Origin of the sequence: Streptomyces aureocirculatus (genome assembly GCF_000720475.1) — a bacterium.
Taxonomy (GTDB): Bacteria; Actinomycetota; Actinomycetes; order Streptomycetales; family Streptomycetaceae; genus Streptomyces; species Streptomyces aureocirculatus.
In genome coordinates this window covers 190,023-209,000 of sequence record NZ_JOAP01000001.1, presented here as the reverse complement: position 1 = coordinate 209,000, position 18,978 = coordinate 190,023, and the positions used below count along the sequence as shown (strand labels likewise).

At 72.9% G+C, this 18,978-nt stretch carries 14 protein-coding genes and 3 pseudogenes; 10 read left to right on the top strand and 7 right to left on the bottom strand.

The window, feature by feature from the left end; translation table 11 throughout:
* Window positions 1-4: 4 nt before the first annotated feature.
* Genes IG78_RS0100860 through IG78_RS0100850 form a run of 3 tightly spaced genes read right to left on the bottom strand, consistent with a single transcriptional unit; the run spans window position 5 to window position 3,224 of the window.
* Window positions 5-1,561 (bottom strand): helix-turn-helix domain-containing protein, encoded by a 1,557-nt coding sequence (locus IG78_RS0100860; RefSeq protein WP_225881888.1) that lies wholly within the window; start codon window positions 1,559-1,561, stop codon window positions 5-7.
* A 26-nt stretch (window positions 1,562-1,587) separates the two neighbouring features.
* Window positions 1,588-2,382: an SAM-dependent methyltransferase gene (locus IG78_RS0100855; protein ID WP_030558930.1), complete on the bottom strand. Its 795-nt coding sequence runs from the start codon at window positions 2,380-2,382 to the stop codon at window positions 1,588-1,590.
* Complete coding sequence (locus tag IG78_RS0100850; RefSeq protein ID WP_030558929.1) at window positions 2,379-3,224, bottom strand: helix-turn-helix domain-containing protein; 846 nt, start codon at window positions 3,222-3,224, stop codon at window positions 2,379-2,381. The genes IG78_RS0100855 and IG78_RS0100850 overlap by 4 nt, the downstream gene beginning before the upstream one ends.
* A 255-nt stretch (window positions 3,225-3,479) precedes the next feature.
* On the opposite strand from IG78_RS0100850, the gene IG78_RS0100845 reads away from it, so the two are divergent.
* The 8 genes and pseudogenes from IG78_RS0100845 to IG78_RS0100810 all read left to right on the top strand — a co-directional run bounded on the left by IG78_RS0100845 (window position 3,480) and on the right by IG78_RS0100810 (window position 12,152).
* Window positions 3,480-5,492, top strand: coding sequence for a helix-turn-helix domain-containing protein (locus IG78_RS0100845; RefSeq protein WP_030558928.1), 2,013 nt, complete (start codon window positions 3,480-3,482; stop codon window positions 5,490-5,492).
* 146 nt (window positions 5,493-5,638) lie between these two features.
* A complete protein-coding gene (locus IG78_RS0100840) occupies window positions 5,639-7,903 on the top strand; it encodes an ATP-binding cassette domain-containing protein (RefSeq protein ID WP_030558926.1) in 2,265 nt (754 codons plus the stop codon).
* 312 nt (window positions 7,904-8,215) lie between these two features.
* Window positions 8,216-9,574 carry a cytochrome P450 gene (locus IG78_RS0100835; protein WP_030558924.1) on the top strand — a complete coding sequence of 453 codons (1,359 nt, stop codon included), beginning with the start codon at window positions 8,216-8,218 and terminating at the stop codon, window positions 9,572-9,574.
* Window positions 9,574-9,771 carry a ferredoxin gene (locus IG78_RS0100830; protein WP_030558923.1) on the top strand — a complete coding sequence of 66 codons (198 nt, stop codon included), beginning with the start codon at window positions 9,574-9,576 and terminating at the stop codon, window positions 9,769-9,771. The genes IG78_RS0100835 and IG78_RS0100830 overlap by 1 nt, the downstream gene beginning before the upstream one ends.
* Window positions 9,772-9,926: 155 nt before the next feature.
* Window positions 9,927-10,100 (top strand): annotated as a pseudogene (locus IG78_RS50440) (GNAT family N-acetyltransferase); the annotation flags it as partial.
* A 51-nt stretch (window positions 10,101-10,151) separates the two neighbouring features.
* Window positions 10,152-10,646 (top strand): annotated as a pseudogene (locus tag IG78_RS52535) (GNAT family N-acetyltransferase); the annotation flags it as partial.
* Between the two features lie 190 nt (window positions 10,647-10,836).
* The gene (locus tag IG78_RS48995; protein WP_078964672.1) at window positions 10,837-11,448 is read left to right on the top strand and encodes a hypothetical protein; all 612 of its coding nucleotides are present in this window, start codon (window positions 10,837-10,839) and stop codon (window positions 11,446-11,448) included.
* Window positions 11,449-11,546: 98 nt separating this feature from the next.
* A complete protein-coding gene (locus IG78_RS0100810) occupies window positions 11,547-12,152 on the top strand; it encodes a DoxX family protein (protein ID WP_030558920.1) in 606 nt (201 codons plus the stop codon).
* 119 nt (window positions 12,153-12,271) lie between these two features.
* Here the strand turns inward: IG78_RS0100810 and IG78_RS0100805 are convergent, their stop codons facing one another.
* Entirely contained in the window at window positions 12,272-13,351 is a 1,080-nt protein-coding gene (locus tag IG78_RS0100805) for a LacI family DNA-binding transcriptional regulator (protein ID WP_078964671.1), read from the bottom strand.
* A 235-nt stretch (window positions 13,352-13,586) separates the two neighbouring features.
* Between IG78_RS0100805 and uriH the strand changes: the two genes are divergently transcribed.
* Window positions 13,587-14,534: a uridine-preferring nucleoside hydrolase UriH gene (uriH, locus tag IG78_RS0100800; RefSeq protein ID WP_030558918.1), complete on the top strand. Its 948-nt coding sequence runs from the start codon at window positions 13,587-13,589 to the stop codon at window positions 14,532-14,534.
* Window positions 14,531-15,982: a uridine transporter UriT gene (gene uriT / locus IG78_RS0100795; protein ID WP_078964670.1), complete on the top strand. Its 1,452-nt coding sequence runs from the start codon at window positions 14,531-14,533 to the stop codon at window positions 15,980-15,982. The genes uriH and uriT overlap by 4 nt, the downstream gene beginning before the upstream one ends.
* Before the next feature lie 87 nt (window positions 15,983-16,069).
* On the opposite strand, the pseudogene IG78_RS41485 reads toward uriT, so the two are convergent.
* The 3 genes and pseudogenes from IG78_RS41485 to IG78_RS52530 form a co-directional block, all read right to left on the bottom strand.
* Window positions 16,070-17,323 (bottom strand): annotated as a pseudogene (locus tag IG78_RS41485) (MFS transporter).
* Window positions 17,320-18,252 (bottom strand): helix-turn-helix domain-containing protein, encoded by a 933-nt coding sequence (locus IG78_RS0100785; RefSeq protein ID WP_030558915.1) that lies wholly within the window; start codon window positions 18,250-18,252, stop codon window positions 17,320-17,322. Before IG78_RS0100785 ends, IG78_RS41485 begins: the two are co-directional and overlap by 4 nt.
* A gap of 75 nt (window positions 18,253-18,327) precedes the next feature.
* Entirely contained in the window at window positions 18,328-18,960 is a 633-nt protein-coding gene (locus tag IG78_RS52530; RefSeq protein ID WP_078964669.1) for a DUF4232 domain-containing protein, read from the bottom strand.
* Window positions 18,961-18,978 lie beyond the last annotated feature (18 nt).

Genomic DNA, 18,978 nt, shown 5'->3' with positions numbered 1-18,978 from the left:
GGCGTCAGCCCCCGCTCCGTCCTGCCCGGTACGTCCGGCCGCCGCGGCGCGGAAGCGCTGCCGGTACGTCGTCGGGCGTGGCGGTGGTCTCGACGGCCAGGTGCAGCTCCGCCCTGGTCGTCGCCGACGACAGTTCCAGGTCGAGGGCCTTGCCGCACTCACCGAGCCAGGCGGTGAGGGTGCTGCGGTGCAGGCCGAGTTCGACGGCGGCGGGAGCGGTCCTGCCGCGCTGCCGCAGCCAGCACCGCAGCGCGATCCGCAGCCGGGTGTCCAGCGGTTCGAGGAGCGCGGCCGCCCAGCGCTCCGCGTCCTCGGCGGGTATCAGGTCGGCGGGCAGCGGGGGATCGGGTCGGAGCCGGGCCGTCGCCGCCGCGGGCCGGGGAGCGGCCGGCGCACGCAGGGACAGGAGGAGCTGCGCCTGGACCGTGGGGTGGTCGAGGTCGGCGCCCAGGAGGGTGGCGATGCCGCGCAGCCGCGCCCGGACCGTGCCCTCGGACACGTCAAGGGCCGGCGCGGCGGTCTGCACCGACCCCGACCGCAGCCACGCCTCCAGGGTCCGGCGCCGGTCCCGGTCAAGGGGCCGCAGCACCGTCGCGGCCCAGGCGCGCAGGCGCTCCGCGGGGACGACGCGGAGCAGACCGTGGGCGCCGAGGCCGCCCGCGGCGGACAGACAGCCGACGGTGGCGCCGGTGCGCGCGGTCCCGGCCTCCGCCCACGCGGTGGCGAACATGTCGAGGGGCGCGGGGTCGGCCGCGCCCCCGGAAAGCTCGTGCCGGTCGGCGATGCGGGCGATGAGCGAACGCACCGCGGCATGGTCGCCGTGGGCGGCGCCGTGCAGGGCGACGACCACCAGTTCGGTGCCGTCCAGGCAGACCAGCATGCGGGTGCCGCCGAGCGTGGTGCCCGGCTGCGCCGCCCGCCAGAGGGTCTGGTGGGCGGCGTGCACGGCCCGCCCGGTGAGCCGGTGGACGGTGGCGTGCGTGGCGGCGGCGCCCAGGACGTCGGCGGCCAGCTCGGGCCGGCCCTCCTTGAGCAGGCGGAGGACCGCGGTGTGCAGCCGCTGCTCGGCGCCGCGCACGTCGTCCGCCCGCCGGGCCCGTACCCGCAGCAGGTCCGCGGTGGCCTGGGCGATCAGGGCGGCGGGGGCGACGGGAGCCCTGCCGGGGCCGATGACGAGGACGGTGCCGTCGCTGTCGGCCACCTGGTGGACGGTGAGGTGCGCGGCGGCCCCCGGGTGCGCGGCGGCGCGCTCGGCCTCGCTCCCCGCACCGCGCGGCGTGCTGTGGACCGCGCCGGCCACGGGGTCCACCAGGGCCGCCCAGCCGTCGGCGAGCGCGGCCGCCTCGGCGACGAGGGAGGCGCCGGAGTGGGCCGCGGACCGCGTCAGGCGCCGCACCCAGGGGCACGACACCTCCTGCGCGGCGCCGGGCACGGGCACCGCGGGCCCCGGCGCCTTGCCGGGGGGAACCGCGGACCCCCACAACTGCGCCGGGCGACCCGCGGGACCGCCCGTGGCACCACTGCCGGTCCCGCCGCTGCCCGTCACGCCACTCTCCGCCACGCCACTCTCCGCCACGCCGCTCCCCGTCATGAGATCCGTGCGACGCCGCCCCACCCTGCCCGCTCCGTGACGCGGCCGGTGGTCGCGTCGGGCCGCCAGTCGGGCCAGCAGACATATCCGGGGTCGACGAGTTCGAGGCCGTCGAAGAACGCGACGGTCTGCTCGGGCTCACGGAAGATGTAGGGAATGGCGCCGGAGCTGTTGTACTCCTCCTGGACCTCGCGGTGCTTGTCGTCGGCGGCGGTGGAGTGGCTCAGGGACACATAGCTGCCGGAGGGCAGCCGGTCCACGATCCGGCGTACCAGGGCCAGGGCCTCGTCCCAGTCCACGATGTGGCCGAGCACATCGTTGATCACCAGCGCGACGGGCCGGCTCATGTCGAGGGTCTTGGCGGCGCCCTCCAGGACCGCTTCCGTGTCCCGCATGTCCGCGAGCACATAGTCCATCGCGCCCTCGGGCGTGCTCTTGCGCATCGCGTGCACGTGCAGCAGGACGAGCGGGTCGTGGTCGACGTACACCACCCGGCACTCGGGGGCGATGCGCTGGGCCACCTCGTGGGTGTTGTTGGCCGTGGGCAGACCGGCGCCCACGTCGAGGAACTGACGGATACCGGCCTCCCGAGCCAGCCAGGTGACGCTGCGCACCAGGAAGCCCCGTGACTCCTGGGCCATGGGCTCGATCAGCGGATACTTGTCGCGGTAGGCGTCGCCGGCGGCCTGGTCCGCGGGGAACCAGTCCTTGCCGCCCAGCCAGTAGTTCCACACCCGGGCGCTGTGGGCGACGGAGGTGTCTATCTGCTGGGGGTCTGTCGGCTCGGTCATGCCAAGGCCTCTCTCGACTTGTCGGGATGGAAAGCGGTGGCGCAGGAGTAGTCCAGGAGGAGCCGGTAGTCCGTCACGGTCGCGGTCGCGTCCCACACGTCGGCGGCCCCCGCCGGACCGCACTCGCGGACCACACGGTCGGGGATCTCCGGCGCCTCCACCCGGTACACAGTGATCGCGGGGGTACCGGTCAGGGCGTGCGGCGGCCCGTCCAGGGGATGGATCTGCAGGGTCACGTCGGGACCGTCGACGGCCGCCCGCAACGCCGCCACCTGCTCCGCCATGACCCCCTCACCCCCTACGCGGGTGTGCAGGGCCACGGCCGACATCACCGCCCAGATCCTGGTCTGCTGTGTACGCAACCGCTCTTGACGTGCCATCAGGAGATCCGTACGGGCGTCCTTGTCGGCCGCGGACAGGTCGGGGCGCAGGGCGTCGTCGACGGCACGCGCGTAGGCCCGGGTGCGCAGCAGGGCGGGGACGAGGGCCGGTTCCCAGGCGCGGATCATGCTGGCCGCCGACTCCACGCTCATCAGGTCGAGCTGCCAGGGGTCCATGACGGAACGCCAGGGGTGCCACCAGCCGGGCAGGTTGGCGGTGGCGAGCTTGCCGAGGAACTCCTCTATCTCGGCGGGCGGCGCCCCGTACGCCCGGAGCAGCGCCCGGACCTGGCCCTCGTCGAGGGATGTCTGGGCCTGTTCGATCCGGCGCACGGTGACGGGGTGGGCGCCGAGGTCGTCCGCGGCCTCCTTGCGGGAGAGTCCTGCCGCCTCGCGCAGGATTCTGAGCCGGGTGGCCAGAACGAGATGCGCGAGTGTCGGGCCTGACCGTTCGCGCGCCACGCGCCCTCCTTCCGGCACTCACCTCAACTTGCTGATAGTGCATACCTTGTCGCTTGCAATCTCTGTGCGCAACCCGTTGAGTATGTCCATGGCGGCGGACGGCGGGAAGCCCGCCCAAGTCGCCTCGCACTGCCTGAGCTTGCATCGGCCAGAGGTGATGTGCCGGCGAGCCCGAGGGCGCGCCCCGGCGCACCCCGCGGCCGTGAATGCCGTCGCAGGACAGGACCAACACCTCGGGCAGAAGGGGGAGATGACGTGCTGACGCTGGGCACGCTGGTCGGCAGGGCCGAGTTGGAGCTGGACTTCGCCGCAGGTGTCGACGCTGCCCGGTACGAGGCGGTGGGGGTCGCCACCCTGACGACCCTGACCCTGCCGCAGCTCCTGGAGGGCGAGCCACAACGGCGTCTGGAGCCCGGATCCCTCGTCCTGATCACCGGTCTGGAGTCGCGGCTCCGGGGGCGGGCGGAAGTCGCCCTGGAAACACTCATGGAGCAGCTCGCCCTGGACCGGTGCGCGGGCCTGGTCGTGCACGCGACCCCTGAGGCGCCGCGGTCACTGTCCGCGTCCCGAGGCGCCTACGAGCCGTCCCGAGGCGCCTACGAGCCGTCCCGAAGCGCCCACGGCCTCTCCCGAGTGGCCCACGACCCCTCCCGGGCCGCCCACGGCCTGTCCCGGGCCGTCATCGACCTGTCCCACACGCTCGCCGTCCCGCTCCTGATCACCTCCGCGGCGCCGCCGATGTGGGCCAGGACGCGTCACCTCCTCAGGGACAGCAGGCTCGCCGGCGCGGAGCGCCACGTCACGCAACTCACCACGCTTGTCCAGCAGGTGCCGACCGAGCTGGCCGACCCGCAGGCGATGCAGCGCATCGCGGACTGGCTGGCCCGGTCCCTGCGCGTACAGGTCCTCGTCAGCGATCCGCAACGCGTCCTCGCGGCCTCTCCGGCCACCGCGGCCGAGACCCTGGCACCGGCGATCATCCACCGGTCCATGGCCGAGTCCGCATACCCAGTGAGCCCGCACACCCGGCTCATCACCCTCGCCCCGGCCCGCGGGGCCGACACGGTCCTGGCCGTCGCGCGCAGCTCCGCCCCGTTCGACGACGCCGAGCTGCGGCTGCTCGGCCATGCCGCGAGGCTCCTCGGGCTCCTGGACCAGGCGCGCCGCGAGCACCGCGCGGCCGCCGACGCCTCCCGTGCCGCCCGCAGGGCCGCGATGGAACTCCTCCTGGACGGCGAGGTGGACAAGGCGCGCCGCGTCATGGCGCCGCAGGCCCCCGGTCTGCTGGAGACGGACACGGCCCGCGTCTTCGTGGTCGACGTGCCGCGCACCCACCGGGACACCGCGGTGCGCCGGTGCGAGGCCGCCACGGCAGGCCGCGCCCTGGTGATCGCGGACCCGCGTACGGACCGCCGGATCCTGCTGGTCCAGCCGGTACGGGCGGGACGGCCCACGGACGGCGTGGGCACCGAGCTGACCCGGCTGATCGCGGCCCTGGGAATAGGTTCCGTGGGCGGCAGCGGCGTCTACTCGATCTCCCTGCTCGCCGAAGCGCTGCGGGAGGCGACCGCCGCCCAGGGGTTCGCGCTGCAACAGCCGGACTCCGTCGCCCTCTCGGCCCACCACACCGACCTGATCAGCCTGCTCCCGGCGCGCGAAGCACAACTGTGGGCCAGGCAGTTGCTGTCCCCGCTGATGCGCAACGACGCCCAGTGGGAGCAGATGCGGGAAACGTTGCTCATGGCCCTCGCCCACCCGTACACCGTCGCGGCACGGCGCCTGAACCTGCACCGCAACACCGTCACGCGCCGCGTGGCCCGGGCGGCGGAGGCCCTGCACGTGGACTTCGCCTACGTCTCCGACCGCATCGCCGTCGGCCTTGCCCTCGAACTGGTCACCCACCGGGAGCAGCCCGGCGGCCCCGTGCCGTCCGGTGAACTGCCCCCGACGCTCCGCTCGTTGCTTGCTTCGCCCCAGGTGACGGCCTGGGCCGACACGCTGCTGCTCGCCGCCCGCGGCGACCGCAGGGACCTGCTCACCACGGCGACGGTCTGGCTCACCCACGACGCGCACATCGAACCGACCGCGCGGGCCCTCGGCCTGTCCGAAGCCACCGTGCGCTCCCATCTGCGCGCCCTCGAACAGCATCTGGCCCGTGACCTCGGCTCCCTCGGCGGCCTGCGCGACCTGCAGTTCTCCCTGCACGTCGTGACCGGCGAGGTCGAGGTGGGGGAGCGCTGCGACGCTCTGTGCCCGGCGGCGACCTGACCGGAACCGGTTCGCCGGGCACTTCGCACACTTCGCTGAGTACGTTGTATGCCGTTCTTTTACTGGGTACGCTGTACGCGATTTCTGCCGCAGAGCAGCGCGCCGTACGCAGGGCCAGGGCCGTGCGAGCCACCCAAGGAGCACCCGTGAACGTCACCCCCGCCGACAGCCACACCGTGATCCAGGTCCGTGGAGCGCGTGCGAACAACCTCAAGAACGTCTCGCTCGACCTGCCCAAGCGGCGGCTGACCGTGTTCACCGGCGTCTCCGGATCCGGCAAGTCCTCGCTGGTGTTCGCCACCATCGCCGCGGAGTCGCAGCGCCTGATCAACGAGACGTACACCGCCTTCGTGCAGTCGTTTCTGCCGAGCGTCGGCCGCCCCGACGTCGACGAGCTGCGCAACCTGAGCGCCGCGATCGTCGTCGACCAGGAGCGGATGGGCGCCAACTCCCGTTCCACGGTGGGCACGGCCACGGACGCGTACACGATGCTGCGCATCATCTTCAGCCGCCTCGGCGAGCCGCACATCGGCACCTCCGGCGCCTTCAGCTTCAACCTGCCGGACGGCATGTGCCCCGAGTGTGAGGGCGCCGGCGAGGTCTCCACCGTCGATGTCGACCAGCTCCTGGACCGTGAACTCTCCCTCAACGAAGGCGCTCTCACGCTGCCGTACCACGCGGTGGACTCCTGGAGCTGGCAGGTCGTGGTCAACGCCGGTTTCCACGACCCCGACAAGAAGCTGAGGGACTACACCGAGCAGGAGTGGGCGGATCTGCTGCACAAGGATCCGGTGAAGGTGAAGGCCGGCTCCAACGGCTTCACGTACGAGGGTCTGGTCAGCAAGATGCGGCGCACCTGGCTCGCCAAGGACCGCGAGGGGCTGCAGCCGCACATCAGGGCCTTCGTCGAGCGCGCCGTGGTCTTCGCCCGGTGCCCGCTGTGCGAGGGCACCCGGCTCAACCGGGCGGCACTCTCCTCGAAGATCGACGGCAGGAACATAGCCGAGTGCTCCGCCCTCCAGATCGACGAGCTCGCCGACTTCATCCGCTCCATCGAGGACACCGGCACGGCCCCGCTGCTCGCCAACCTCCTCGACCTCCTCGACTCGCTGACCGAGATCGGCCTCGGCTACCTCAGCCTCGACCGCCCCTCCGGCACCCTGTCCGGCGGTGAGGCGCAGCGCGTGAAGATGGTGCGCCATCTCGGCTCCAGCATCACCGACGTCACCTACGTCTTCGACGAGCCCACCGTCGGGCTGCACCCCCATGACATCCAGCGCATGAACGACTTGCTGCTCCGCCTGCGCGACAAGGGCAACACGGTGCTCGTCGTGGAGCACAAGCCGGAGGTCGTCGCCATCGCCGACCACGTGGTGGACATCGGCCCCGGCGCGGGCGCCGCGGGGGGCGAGATCTGCTACACCGGTGACGTGGCGGGACTGCGCGCCTCCGGCACCCTCACCGGCCGCCACCTCGGCCACCGCGCCAGGCTCCGTGAGCAGCCGCGTACGCCCAGGGGGCAGGTGTCCATCAAGGACGCGGGACTGCACAACCTCAAGGACGTCTCGGTCGACGTGCCGCTCGGCGTCCTCACGGTCGTCACCGGCGTCGCCGGTTCCGGCAAGAGCTCGCTGATCCACGGCCATCTGTCCGGGCAGGACGGCGTCGTTGTCGCCGACCAGTCCCCGATCCGCGGTTCACGCCGCTCGAACCCGGCGACGTACACGAACCTGCTCGGACCGATCCGCAACGCCTTCGCCAAGGCCAACGGTGTCAAGGCGGCCCTGTTCAGCGCCAATTCGGAGGGCGCCTGCCACAAGTGCAACGGCCTCGGCCTGGTCTACACGGACCTGGCGATGATGCAGGGCGTCGCCTCCGTGTGCGAGCAGTGCGACGGCAAACGCTTCACGCCGGAGGTCCTCACCTACCAACTGGACGGCAAGGACATCAGCGAGGTACTCGGCATGTCGATCGCCGAGGCGTACGACTTCTTCCCGACGGGCCGGCCGCACACCATCCTCGGCCGCCTCTCCGACGTCGGCCTCGGCTATCTGCGCCTCGGCCAGCCCCTGAACACCCTCTCCGGTGGCGAGCGCCAGCGCCTCAAGCTCGCCATCCACATGGCCGAGAAGTCCTCCACGTACGTCCTCGACGAGCCGACCACCGGCCTGCACCTCGCCGACGTCGACAAACTCCTCGCGCTCCTCGACCGCCTGGTCGACGACGGCAACTCCGTCGTCGTCATCGAACACCACCAGGCCGTCATGGCCCACGCCGACTGGATCATCGACCTGGGCCCCGGCGGCGGCCACGACGGCGGCGAGATCGTCTTCACGGGTACGCCGAGGGAACTGATCGAGACCGCGGACACGCTGACGGCACGCCACCTGCGCGAGTACGTCGGCTCCTGACCGCTGCGCGGCCTCGTTCGGGGCCGACGTCAAGGCGGCGGTGGGGGTGAGCCGGGACGGTGGTCGGCGTGATCACGCCATTCGCGTCAGCAACTGACGCAAGTGGGCGCACGTGGAGCAGCACACCCTGTGAGGTCGGACGGGGTGACGGCCGCGGGCCGACGTAGCAATTCGGCCACGGCGTCACACTCGGGGCCGACCGTGGCGAAGTTGGCCGAACCGGTCATGGTCCGGCTAGGTGCATGGGGCATGAAGTGAGGAGCGGGACACCGTACGACCCGTACATCCCGTCCGAGCACTTCGGAGGACGCCATGGCGCAATCCGCCCCCTTCCCTCAGGACCGCACCTGCCCCTATCACCCGCCCACCGGATACCGGCCGTTGAACGCACGCGCGCCGCTCAACCGCGTCACCCTCTACGACGACAGTCAGGCCTGGCTCGTCACCGGGCACGCCGAGGCCCAGGCCCTGCTCACCGATCCGAGGCTCTCCGCCGACCGGCAGAATCCCGCCTTCCCGTTGACCGCACCGCGCTTCGAGCTCTCCCGGCACGTGCAGACCGCACTGCTCGGCGTCGACGATCCGCTGCACAACAAGCAGCGCCGCATGCTGATCCCCACGTTCGGGGTGAAGCGGGTGGCGGCGATGCGGCCCCGCATCCAGCGCGTCGTCGACGAACTCCTCGACGCCGTCGTGGCCCAGGGGCCGCCCGTCGAGCTCATCTCCGCGTTCGCCCTGCCCGTGCCGTCCATCGTGATCAGTGAACTGCTCGGTGTTCCGTACGCCGACCACGACTTCTTCGAGGGGGCGTCGCGCAGGCTCCTGCGGTCCGACACCCCGGAGGAGGCGGAGGCGGGCCGCCGGGAACTGATGGACTACCTGGGCCAGTTGGTCGACCGCAAGCGCAAGACGGCCGACGCCGGGGCAGCCCCGAGCGCCAACCCCCTGGCCTCCGAAGGGTTGCGCGAAGCCCGTGAGCCCCGGCACGGCAGCCCCCAGGTCCTGCGAGAAGCCCGCGACGTACAGCGCGACGCCCCCGAAGGCCATCGCGGCACCGATGAGGCACCGCTCGACACCCCCGAAGGCCTGCTCGACGAGCTGATCCGTGATCGCCTCGCGGACGGCTCCCTCGATCGCGACGAACTCGTACGCGTCGCCCTCATCCTGCTCGTCGCCGGGCACGAGACCACCGCCAACATGATCTCGCTCGGCATGTTCACGCTCCTCGAACACCCCGACCAGTTGGCGGCGCTGCGCGCCGAACCGGAACTGACGCGTGACGCCGTCGAGGAACTGCTGCGCTTCCTGTCCATCGCGGACGGACTGCTGCGCGTGGCCACCGAGGACATCGAGGTGGCCGGGCAGACCATCCGCGCCGACGAGGGCGTGGTCCTCGCCGCCTCCACCATCAACCGTGACACCGCCGTCTACGCGGACGCGGACGATCTCGACGTGCGCCGCAGCGCCCGGCACCACCTCGCCTTCGGCTTCGGCATCCACCAGTGCCTCGGCCAGAACCTCGCCCGCCTGGAACTCGACATCGCCTTCCGGACCTTGCTCGCCCGCATCCCCGACCTGCGCCTCGCCGTGCCCGCCGACGCGATCCGGATGAAGCCCGGCGACACCATCCAGGGCCTGATGGAACTGCCGGTCACCTGGGGGCCCCGCTGATGCGCGTCACCATCGACACGGACGTGTGCATCGGCGCGGGTCAGTGTGTCCTGACCGCGCCGAAGGTCTTCACACAGGACGACGACGGCTTCAGTGAGTTGCTTGCCGGGTGCGCGGACGGGGTGGACGATCCGATGCTGCGGGAGGCGGCACGGGCCTGCCCGGTGCGGGCCATCACGTTGCACGAGGAGGGATGACGGGGGGTGTCGGGGCTGCCCGGGGGCTGCCCGGGGAATGCCCGGGGGATGCTGGGGGATGACGCGGCGGCCCCGCGGGTCCGCCCGGGCCTCCCCGCGGCACGTCGGCCCGCCCCCGCGCCGACGTGCCGCAGGGGCCGCGGGACAATGGCCCGATGCGCATCCGACCAGCCCACAGCGACGAGTTGCCGCGTCTTCAGGACATCGAGCGGGCCGCGGGCCACTGCTTCCGGGACATCGGCATGCCGGAGATCGCCGACGACGAGCCGCCCGCCCTGGAGGTGCTCGCACGCCACCTGCGTGCGGGGCTCGCCTGGGTCGCCGTGGACCCGTCTGCCGCCATCGACGTGGCTGCCGTCGCCCCGTCTCCCGCCGTCGACCTGGCTGCCGTCGACTCGTCCGCCGTCGACGTGGCTGCCGTCGACTCGTCCGCCGTCGACTCGTCCGCCCCCGCCCCGGCTGCCGTCGACCCGTCCGCCCCCGCCCCGGCCGCCGTCGACCCGTCCGCCCCCGCCCCGGCTGCCGTCGCCCCCTCCGCCCTCGACCCGTCCACTGCCGACGTGCCGGTGGCCTACCTCATCGCCGACCGCGTCGACGGCAACCTGCACGTCGAGCAGGTGTCCGTGCATCCCGGGTACGCTCGCCGGGGCATCGGCAGGTCCCTCCTCGACCACCTCGCGGACCGGGCCGCGGCCGATGCGGTCCCCGCGCTGACCCTGACGACGTTCAGGGACGTGCCGTGGAACGCGCCGTACTACGCGCGCTGCGGCTTCGCGGTCCTGGGCGACGAAGCCGTGGGCCCGGAGCTGCGGGCCGTCCGCGAGGAGGAGGCCGCGCTCGGCCTGAACCGCTGGCCGCGGGTGTGCATGTGGCGCCCCGTGCGGTGCCGGGCTTCCCCCGGTGCGCCGTCGTCGGCGACCCCGTTGTCGGCCACCCCGGCGGCGGTCCGGCACGACAGGGGGCCCGTCGGCCAGGAGTGAAATCCGGCCTCAGTGTGTCCGACGGGGTCCTGTGTGCGTCGGAGGGGTTCAGTCCGGCGTTGGTCTGGACCTATCATCCGTTGTCATGAGCGGGCCAGCATTCCCCCTCCGCGGTGCCGCCCTCGGGCTCGGGCCGGGGCTTCCGCCCCGGCTCCCGAAGGGCTGCCCCGCGAGGGGGCGGGCCGTAAGCGCTTCCGGGGCCGGGTACGCCCCGTGGCTGCTGGTCGCTCTGCTCTGCCTGGTCACGGCGCTCGGCGCGTCGGCTGCGGTCTTCCCCGAAAGTTCCGCTCACAGGAGTGACGACGCAGCCGCGACGGCTCCGTTCGGACCTCCGGCCGACGCGCTCGCAGCGGGCGGTGAAGCAGGCGACGCAGCGCACAGTGAGGCGGGCGGCGTAGCGCACAGTGCAGCAGGCGGTGCAGCACGCAGCGAAACAGGCGGCGCGGCGGGCAGCCAAGCAGACGGCGAAGCGCCCGGCGGAGGCGGCGGCGGCGGTAGCGGCTGCCACGGTGGCGACGACGGCGACGCCTCCCGCGCCGCCGTGCTCCCCGTACCCGAACAGCCCGGCGGTGGTCAGGGCCAGCGGCCCGCCTCCGTCCGGCACGACTCCGGCCAGGGCCTGGCCCCGCTCGGCCGCACGGCCGCGCCCGACGTCAGCGCGGTCGACCTGTACAGCACCCGGGTGATCAGAACGTAGCGGGACTCTCTCCTCCCGCTCGCGCACGCCGACCCACCCCGGACGGACGCCCGCACGGCGTCCCCCTCACATCCCCACGGCTCAAGGAGAGATCCAGCATGTCCTCCCCCTCCCTTCCCCCGCACTCCGCCGACCCCCAGTTCCCGCCACCGTCCGCCTCCACCCGTACCCAGGCGAATCCCGCCCACCGTCACGCGTCCGCGGCACAGGACCAGCAACTCGCGCTCGACAGTGGTGTGTTGGTGGTGCGTCTCGCGGTCGGGCTCATCATGGCCGCCCACGGTTCGCAGAAGCTCTTCCGCTGGTTCGACGGCTCCGGCCTGAGCGGCACCACCGACTTCTTCGCCTCCGAGGGCTACAAGGCCGCCAGGGCCATGGCGTGGATCGCCGCGCTCACGGAGACCTTCTGCGGTCTCGGCCTCGCCGTCGGCCTCTTCACCCCGCTGGCGGCCGCGGGCGTCCTGGGCGTCATGCTCAACGCCATCGCCGTCACCTGGGACGGGGGCTTCTTCGCCCCCGAAGGCATCGAGTACCAACTCGTGCTGCTTTCCGGCGCGGTGGCGGTCGCCCTGACCGGCCCCGGCCGGCTCGCCGCCGACCAGCTCCTGCCAGGACTCCGCGACCACCGGTTCCCCCGGGGCGTCGCGGCCGTGGCACTGGGAGTGGTCTCCGCCGTGTTCGTCCTCGTGGTGCTGCGGGACTGACGTCCGGGCCCGCTCCGGGCCGCCGGTGCCGACGGGTCCGCCCGCCGGCACCGGCGGCCCGGCGGCTCGACGGCAGGAGAGTGGTCGAGGGCATCCTGCGAGGGGCGTGACCGCTCCGGTCAGGGCACCTGCCGGGGCACCGGCACCTCCGTGGCCCGACCGGAAGCCGCCCTGGCGTGCTGTCCGTCGCCCCGCGCCGTCGACCGGGGGGCGCTGGACTCCCGTACCACGAGGTCCGGCGCGAGCCGCACCGCCCGCTGTGGGCCGTCGTCACCGGCAAGGCGGTGGTTCAGCAACCGCGTGGCCTCCGCGGCCAGTTCGGGCACCGGCTGGCGGACGGTGGTGATGCCGGGGGCGGCGAGGGCCGCCATCGGGATGTCGTCGAAGCCGGTGACGGCGACGTCACCGGGCACGTCCGCGCCGAGTTCCCTGAGCCGCTGCAGCGCGCCCACCGCGATGAGGTCGTTGGCGCACACCAGGGCGTCGGGCCGCGCCTCCCACACCAGGTCGACGGCCGCGCGGCCCCAGGCCACGGAGAAGTCACCGAGCGCGATCCGCCCCGCCGCCCCCTCGTCGAGCGCGGCGGCCCCGGCCGCGTACGCCGCGCGGCGCTCGGCCGCGGTCGACGCCGTCCCGTCGGCTCCGACGAACCAGACGCGCCGACGGCCGGTGGCGGCGAGATGGCCGAGTACGAGGGCCATGCCCGCGGAGTTGTCGACGGCCACGGAGTCCGCGACGCCCGGGCCGCAGTCGCGGTCCATCAGGACGAGCGGCACCTGTGCGGCGGCCGCGGCGACCGCGTCCCGGCTGCGGCGCTCGTCGGCCGGAATGACCAGGAGGGCGTCGACGCGCCGGGCAAGGAGATCGTCGATGTACTCGGCCTCGGCCACCGGGTCGTCGTCGCAGTCGGCGAGGAGCACGGCGCGGCCCTCGGCGTGCAGGGCGTGGGTGAGCTCGCGTACGAGGGCCGGGTAGAAGGGGTTGGTGATCTGCGGCAGGACCAGGCCGACGGTGCCGGTGGCGCGGCCGCGCAGGGCGCGGGCGGCGTGGTTGGGCCGGTAGCCGAGCTTTTCGGCGGCCGCGCGGACCCGGCGGGCGGTGTCCGCGCCGACCGGGCGGGTGCCGGCCAGGACCCGCGAGACGGTGGCGACGGAACAGCCGGAGGCACGGGCCACATCCCGCAGAGTCACATCAGCCACGCCTGAGCCCACCCCTCCGGTGCATTTCGGCAAACGTTATCAACGGGCATGTTCCCCGAACAGAGCCGTGCACAGAGTCGTGCGCAGAGCCGTGAACAGCGCTGTGACGAGGAACGCACAGCTCGGGCGTGGTGCAGGTCATTGACAGAATTCACCCTCCTGCACAATGTCCTCGGAGAACGTTTTCCCGAGCGTCACCCGGCGGTGGCGGCTCGCCGAACAAAGAGGTTCCGCGATGGCCAAGAAGATCATCCTCGACTGCGACCCCGGGCATGACGACGCGATCGCCATGCTCCTGGCGCACGGCAATCCCGACGTCGAGCTGGTCGCGGTCACCACGGTCGTCGGCAACCAGACCCTGGAGAAGGTCACCCGCAACGCCCTCTCCGTGGCCCGGATCGCGGACATCACCGGGGTGCCCTTCGCCGCCGGTTGCCCCCGCCCGCTGGTCCGTACCGTCGAGACGGCCCCCGAGATCCACGGCGAGAGCGGCATCGACGGCCCGGTCATGCCCGAGCCGGTCCTCGCCCTCGACGACCGCCACGCCGTCGACCTCATCATCGACACGGTCATGGCCCACGAGCCCGGCGAGATCACCATCGTGCCCACGGCGGGCCTGACCAACATCGCCCTCGCCGCGCGCAAGGAGCCCCGCATCGTCGAGCGCGTACGCGAGGTCGTCCTGATGGGCGGCGGCTACCACACGGGCAACTGGAGTCCGGTCGCCGAGTTCAACATCAAGATCGACCCCGAGGCCGCGCACATCGTCTTCAACGCGGGCTGGCCCGTCACCATGGTCGGCCTCGACCTGACGCACCAGGCCCTCGCCACCCCCGAGGTCGTGGAGCGCATCGCCCGGGTCGGCACGAGGCCCGCCGTCTTCGTGAACGAGCTCCTCGACTTCTTCGGCGCCATGTACCTCCAGGCCCAGGGCTTCCAGGCGCCGCCGGTGCACGACCCGTGCGCCGTCGCGTACGTCATCGACCCGAGCGTCATGACCGTACGCAAGGCCCCCGTGGACATCGAGCTCACCGGCACGCTCACCCTCGGCATGACCGTCACCGACTTCCGCGCGCCCGCCCCCGCCGACTGCCGCACCCAGGTGGCCGTCGACCTGGATCACGGACGATTCTGGGACCTGGTCGTGGATGCCCTCGAGCGGATCGGTGACGTGGCCGCGTGAACACCTCCATCGCTGAACCCGCACACCCCGCCGCATCGCCGGGCGGCCGCCCCGTCCGCGTATGGGTCCTTGTCACCGCCCTCCTGGTGGCCTGCTTCGCCTTCCAGTTGAACGCGAGCATGCTCAGCCCCGCCCTCAAGAGCGTCGAGGACTCCCTCGACGCGACCTCCGCCGAGGTCGGCCTGACCCAGACGGCGTTCTTCACCTCCGCCGCCCTCTTCTCGCTGTTCCTGCCGCGCCTCGGCGACCTCGTCGGACGCCGCCGCGTCCTCGCCGCGATGATGGCGCTCATGGCCGTCGGCTGCGTCGTGGCCGCGCTCGCGCAGAGCGTGCCCATGCTGTTCGCGGGACGCGTCATCCAGGGCGTGTCAGGGCCCACCGTGCCGCTGTGCCTGATCATGCTGCGCAACGAGGTGCACGAGCCGAAGCGGTACGGCACCCTGCTCGGCGTCATCACCGCCGTCAACGGCGGCATCGCGGGCGTCGACTCCATCGCGGGCGGCTCCCTCGCCGACCACTACGGCTTCCAGTCGGTGTTCTGGGTGATGGCCGTGGTCGCCGGACTCGCCATGGTCCTGGTCGCCACGCTCACCCCGGAGTCCACCGCCCGCGCCACCGGCTCCGACAACCGCATGGACTGGCCCGGCGTGGCGCTTCTCGTCGTCTCCGTCGGCGCGGCCCTCATCGCCCTGAACGAGGCCGGCAAGCTCGGCGCCGCGAACTGGCCGCTCGTCGCCGGGCTCGCCGTCGTCTCCGCCCTCGCCTTCGCCGCCTTCTGGCGTGCCGAGGACCGCAGCAAGCACCCCTTGGTCGCCACCCGGCACCTGCGGCAGCGCTCCACCTGGGCGCTGCTCCTCACCACCGTCCTGACCATGACGGGCGTCTTCGCCGTCATGAACGGCATGATCCCGGCGTTCGCCCAGAACGCGGACGCGGGCTTCGGAATGAGCGCCGAGCAGTCGGCCTGGTGGACCCTCACCCCGTACGCCCTCGCGGGCCTGGCCATGGGCCCGATCGCGGGCCGGCTCGCCGCCACGCACGGCTACGGCCGCATCCTGCGCCTCGGCCTCGTCGGCTCCGCCGTCACCGTCGCCCTGATGCTGTTCACCCTCCAGGCCGACTCGCGCCCGCTCCTGCTCGTCTCGTCGGTCCTCATCGGCGTCACCTACGCGGGCGTCGGCAACATCGTTCTGAACGGCCTCGGCATCGTGCTGTCCCCGAAGGAGAACCCCGGCTTCCTGCCGGGCCTGAACGCGGGCGCCTTCAACCTCGGCGCGGGCCTGAGCTTCGCCCTCCTGTACGCGGTCCAGACCGCGGCGGAACCGGCGGACAAGACCTCGGCCGCGGGCTACTCGGCAGGCATGATCGCCGGCGTGGTCCTCATCGCGGCCGCCTTCGTCACGTCCTTCCTCATCCCGAAGCCGGTGGCGGCGGAGGCTCAGGAGTAAGGGCAGGCCGGACCCGTCCCGATGAGGTGGGCGCCCCTTCCGCACGGCGGGCGGGGCGCCCCCGCGCGTGCGGGGGAGCGGGCACGCTCAGCGCTCCTTGCGGTGCGCGCCCCGGCCGACGGCGGCGGCCGCCACGGCGACCAGCGGCACGAGCGCCGGCGCCGCCCCGGCACCTCCGGTGACCGCGGCCTGGGCGAACAGCGCCGCCCCCGCCGCACCCCCGGCCAGGTCGCAGGTGTTCAGCCACGACATCGTCTCGGTGAGGCGGCCCTCGGGTGCGAGGTCGCCGCCCGCCGTCCGCAGCGCCGCGAACACGGACCCGACGGCGAACCCCGCCACCGGGCAGAGGAGCAGCACCGCCGTCGGTGAGAGCGGCACCGTGCAGGCGAGCACGCAGGCCCCGGCCGCGAACGCGCACAGGAGCAGCGGGACCCGGTGCCACCGCGCGGACACGACCGTCAGGGCCGTCAGGGCGGGCACGGTGCCCAGGGCGAGACTGCCCAGGACGCTGCCGAGGGACAGCGCGCCGAGGTACAAGCCCGCGTACGCGGCGACGCCGTGTTCCTGTGCGTACCGCGGCAGCACCACGTCCATGCCGGTCACGGCGCACACGAACAGGGCGTCCGCGGCGAGGAGCCGGCGCAGCGGCCCGCTCCGTGCCTGCCGCGCACGCCGGAACAGCCGAGGCCGGGGCCCGCCGGAGGCCGCGGGGCCGAGCGTGGTCGGCAGCCCGGCCAGGAGCCATACGGACCCGGTCGAGAGCACCGCGACGGCCAGGAACGGCGCGAGCGGCGAGACCGACACGCCGAGCCGGCCCGCGAGCGCCGGACCGACGACCAGCGCGGCACCCGTCATCGCCGAGTCGAGTGCCATGGCCGGTCCCAGAGCGGCGGGCCCCGCGGCCCGGTGCCAGACCGCGCGCATCATGACGGCGACCGGTGGGGCGACGGCCCCCGAGAGCGCCGCGAGTGCGAGCAGTCAGGGCCAGCGCGTTCCCGGGGCGCGGGCGGTGACGACGAGGAGCGCCAGGGCAGGCACGTACGCGCCGAGACAGCACAGCAGCACCGGCCGGTGCGCGTACCGGTCGACAAGCCGCCCCCGCGCCGGAGCCGTGAGCCCCTGCCCGATCGCCGCGCAGCTCACCGCGAGCCCCGCCGTGCCGTACGAGTGATGACGGCTGATCAGGAGCAGGAGGGCGAGGCCTGTCATGCTCGACGGCAGTTTCGAGACAAGCCCCGTCACCGCGACGCGCCAGAACCCGGGCACCGCCCCGAGCGCGCGGTATCCGGACGGCGGCGGGTGCTCCGGAGCGCCGGTCAGCTCCTCGGGCCGCACGGTCATCGGGCGCGGAGCGCGGCGACGACCCAGTCGAGGGCCGGCGCGAGGCGGTCCGGCGGCGGCCAGCCGTTGACCACGGCGAGCAGTTCCAGATACCGGTCGCGCCGCGGGTCTTTCATGGACTCCAGGCGGGACAGCAGTCGGGGGCGCGAGGCGGACGTGTCGGAGCCTTCGCCGAGGATGCGCGCGTAGTGGGCGGCGAGGTCGTCGACGACGCGCCCTGCTTCGGGCGACGCCGGGGCGACGCCCGCCGCCAGGGCCGGTGTGACACGGGCGCGCACGGCCTCGGCGAGGATACGGGGGAGCCCCGAGGGGCCGTCGGGGGCCCGGTCGGCCGCCATGTCGTGGGCCATCCCGTGCATGCTGGAGCAGAAGTCCGGGTCCCGGAACAGCTCCGCCAACTCCACCCAGGCCACGATCTGTTCGGGGCTCGGATCGCGGGGCAGCTCCGGCGTCATCGAGCGCATGACGCCCGCGAACGCGGGGTGGCCGTGCAGACCGTCGAAGACGGCGGCGAGGAAGTCGTCGACGAGGCGGCGCCGTTGCGTACCGGAGAGCTTCGCGAGCCGGTGCACGAGCTCCAGGTCCGCGGGCGTCGAGTTCCGCCCGGACACCGCCGTCAGCACCGCCCGGCGCAGCCGCAGGGCACGGATCTGCACGTCAAGCGCCTCGGCATGGGCCGCCGTGACCTCGGCGAGCGAGACCTCCCGCGTCACCACCTTGCGGATCGTGTCCAGGTCGAGACCGAGGTCCCGCAGGGTCCGCACCAGTTCCACGCGGGCGACCGCCTCGGTGCCGTAGCGGCGGTACCCGGCCGGGGTGCGGTCCGTCGGCTCGACGAGGCCCCGGTCCGAGTAGAACCGGATCGTCTTGACCGTCAGCCCGGTACGCCGGGCCAGCTCACCGATCGAGCAGAGGGTGTCGTCGTTCATGGGCACACCCTGACGTCTCCCCTCACGGGAGACACAAGCGGTACCGCCCCCTGCGGAAGGCCGCCGTCAGCCCGGCTACGCCGACACTCCACCAACGGGCGAACAGCCCCATTCTCCGGGCATTGGTGGATGTACTGGCCTCTTCTGGTCAACCGAACGTTTCGTACCGGAGTGACAGTCGACGCCAATGTGGGCTCCCTCGTCGGCCTGGTCAACATCGCCGCCCAGGACATCCCGATCCAGGCTGACCGGGTCGCTCTGGTCGCCGGGCACCGAGACGACGATCGCACTCAGCTCCTTGCCGGTGTCGGCGTCGGTGGTCTTGGGGTTCACCCCGGCGTAGGCGGTGGCGGCACCGCTCAGCTCCACCGGCTCACCGACGGACTGCTCCGCCGGACTCGCCTCGGTGCCGTCCGAGCCGAACGCCACTGACGGGAGTCCGGCGGGGAGCGTGCAGGTGATGCCGGCCCTCGCCTTCACCGAGATGAGGATGTAGCCCCCGGCCTGGGTCTCGGAACTGGCACTCCACGCCAGGTCGTTGGTGCCGCAGACCTGCCCGTAGCCCTCCGTTCCCGTCGGCTCGGCGCCAAGCAGCCGCCCCGTCCGGCGGGAACGAGGTTTCCGGGGAGCGCCCCGACTCCGCAACGATCTACGCGGAAGACGGGACGCTGGAACAGCAGAGCAGGCCCTGACCTGTGAAGACCCCATCCCCTTGGGACAGCGGCC

What these genes read in the sequence shown, in the direction of transcription:
- IG78_RS0100855 (WP_030558930.1), bottom strand. Translation starts at nt 2,382, where the DNA reads ATGACCGAGCCGACAGACCCCCAGCAGATAGACACCTCCGTCGCCCAC.
- IG78_RS0100835 (WP_030558924.1), top strand. Translation starts at nt 8,216, where the DNA reads ATGGCGCAATCCGCCCCCTTCCCTCAGGACCGCACCTGCCCCTATCAC.
- IG78_RS0100830 (WP_030558923.1), top strand. Translation starts at nt 9,574, where the DNA reads ATGCGCGTCACCATCGACACGGACGTGTGCATCGGCGCGGGTCAGTGT.
- IG78_RS48995 (WP_078964672.1), top strand. Translation starts at nt 10,837, where the DNA reads ATGAGCGGGCCAGCATTCCCCCTCCGCGGTGCCGCCCTCGGGCTCGGG.
- IG78_RS0100810 (WP_030558920.1), top strand. Translation starts at nt 11,547, where the DNA reads ATGTCCTCCCCCTCCCTTCCCCCGCACTCCGCCGACCCCCAGTTCCCG.
- uriH (WP_030558918.1), top strand. Translation starts at nt 13,587, where the DNA reads ATGGCCAAGAAGATCATCCTCGACTGCGACCCCGGGCATGACGACGCG.
- IG78_RS0100785 (WP_030558915.1), bottom strand. Translation starts at nt 18,252, where the DNA reads ATGAACGACGACACCCTCTGCTCGATCGGTGAGCTGGCCCGGCGTACC.
- IG78_RS52530 (WP_078964669.1), bottom strand. Translation starts at nt 18,960, where the DNA reads ATGGGGTCTTCACAGGTCAGGGCCTGCTCTGCTGTTCCAGCGTCCCGT.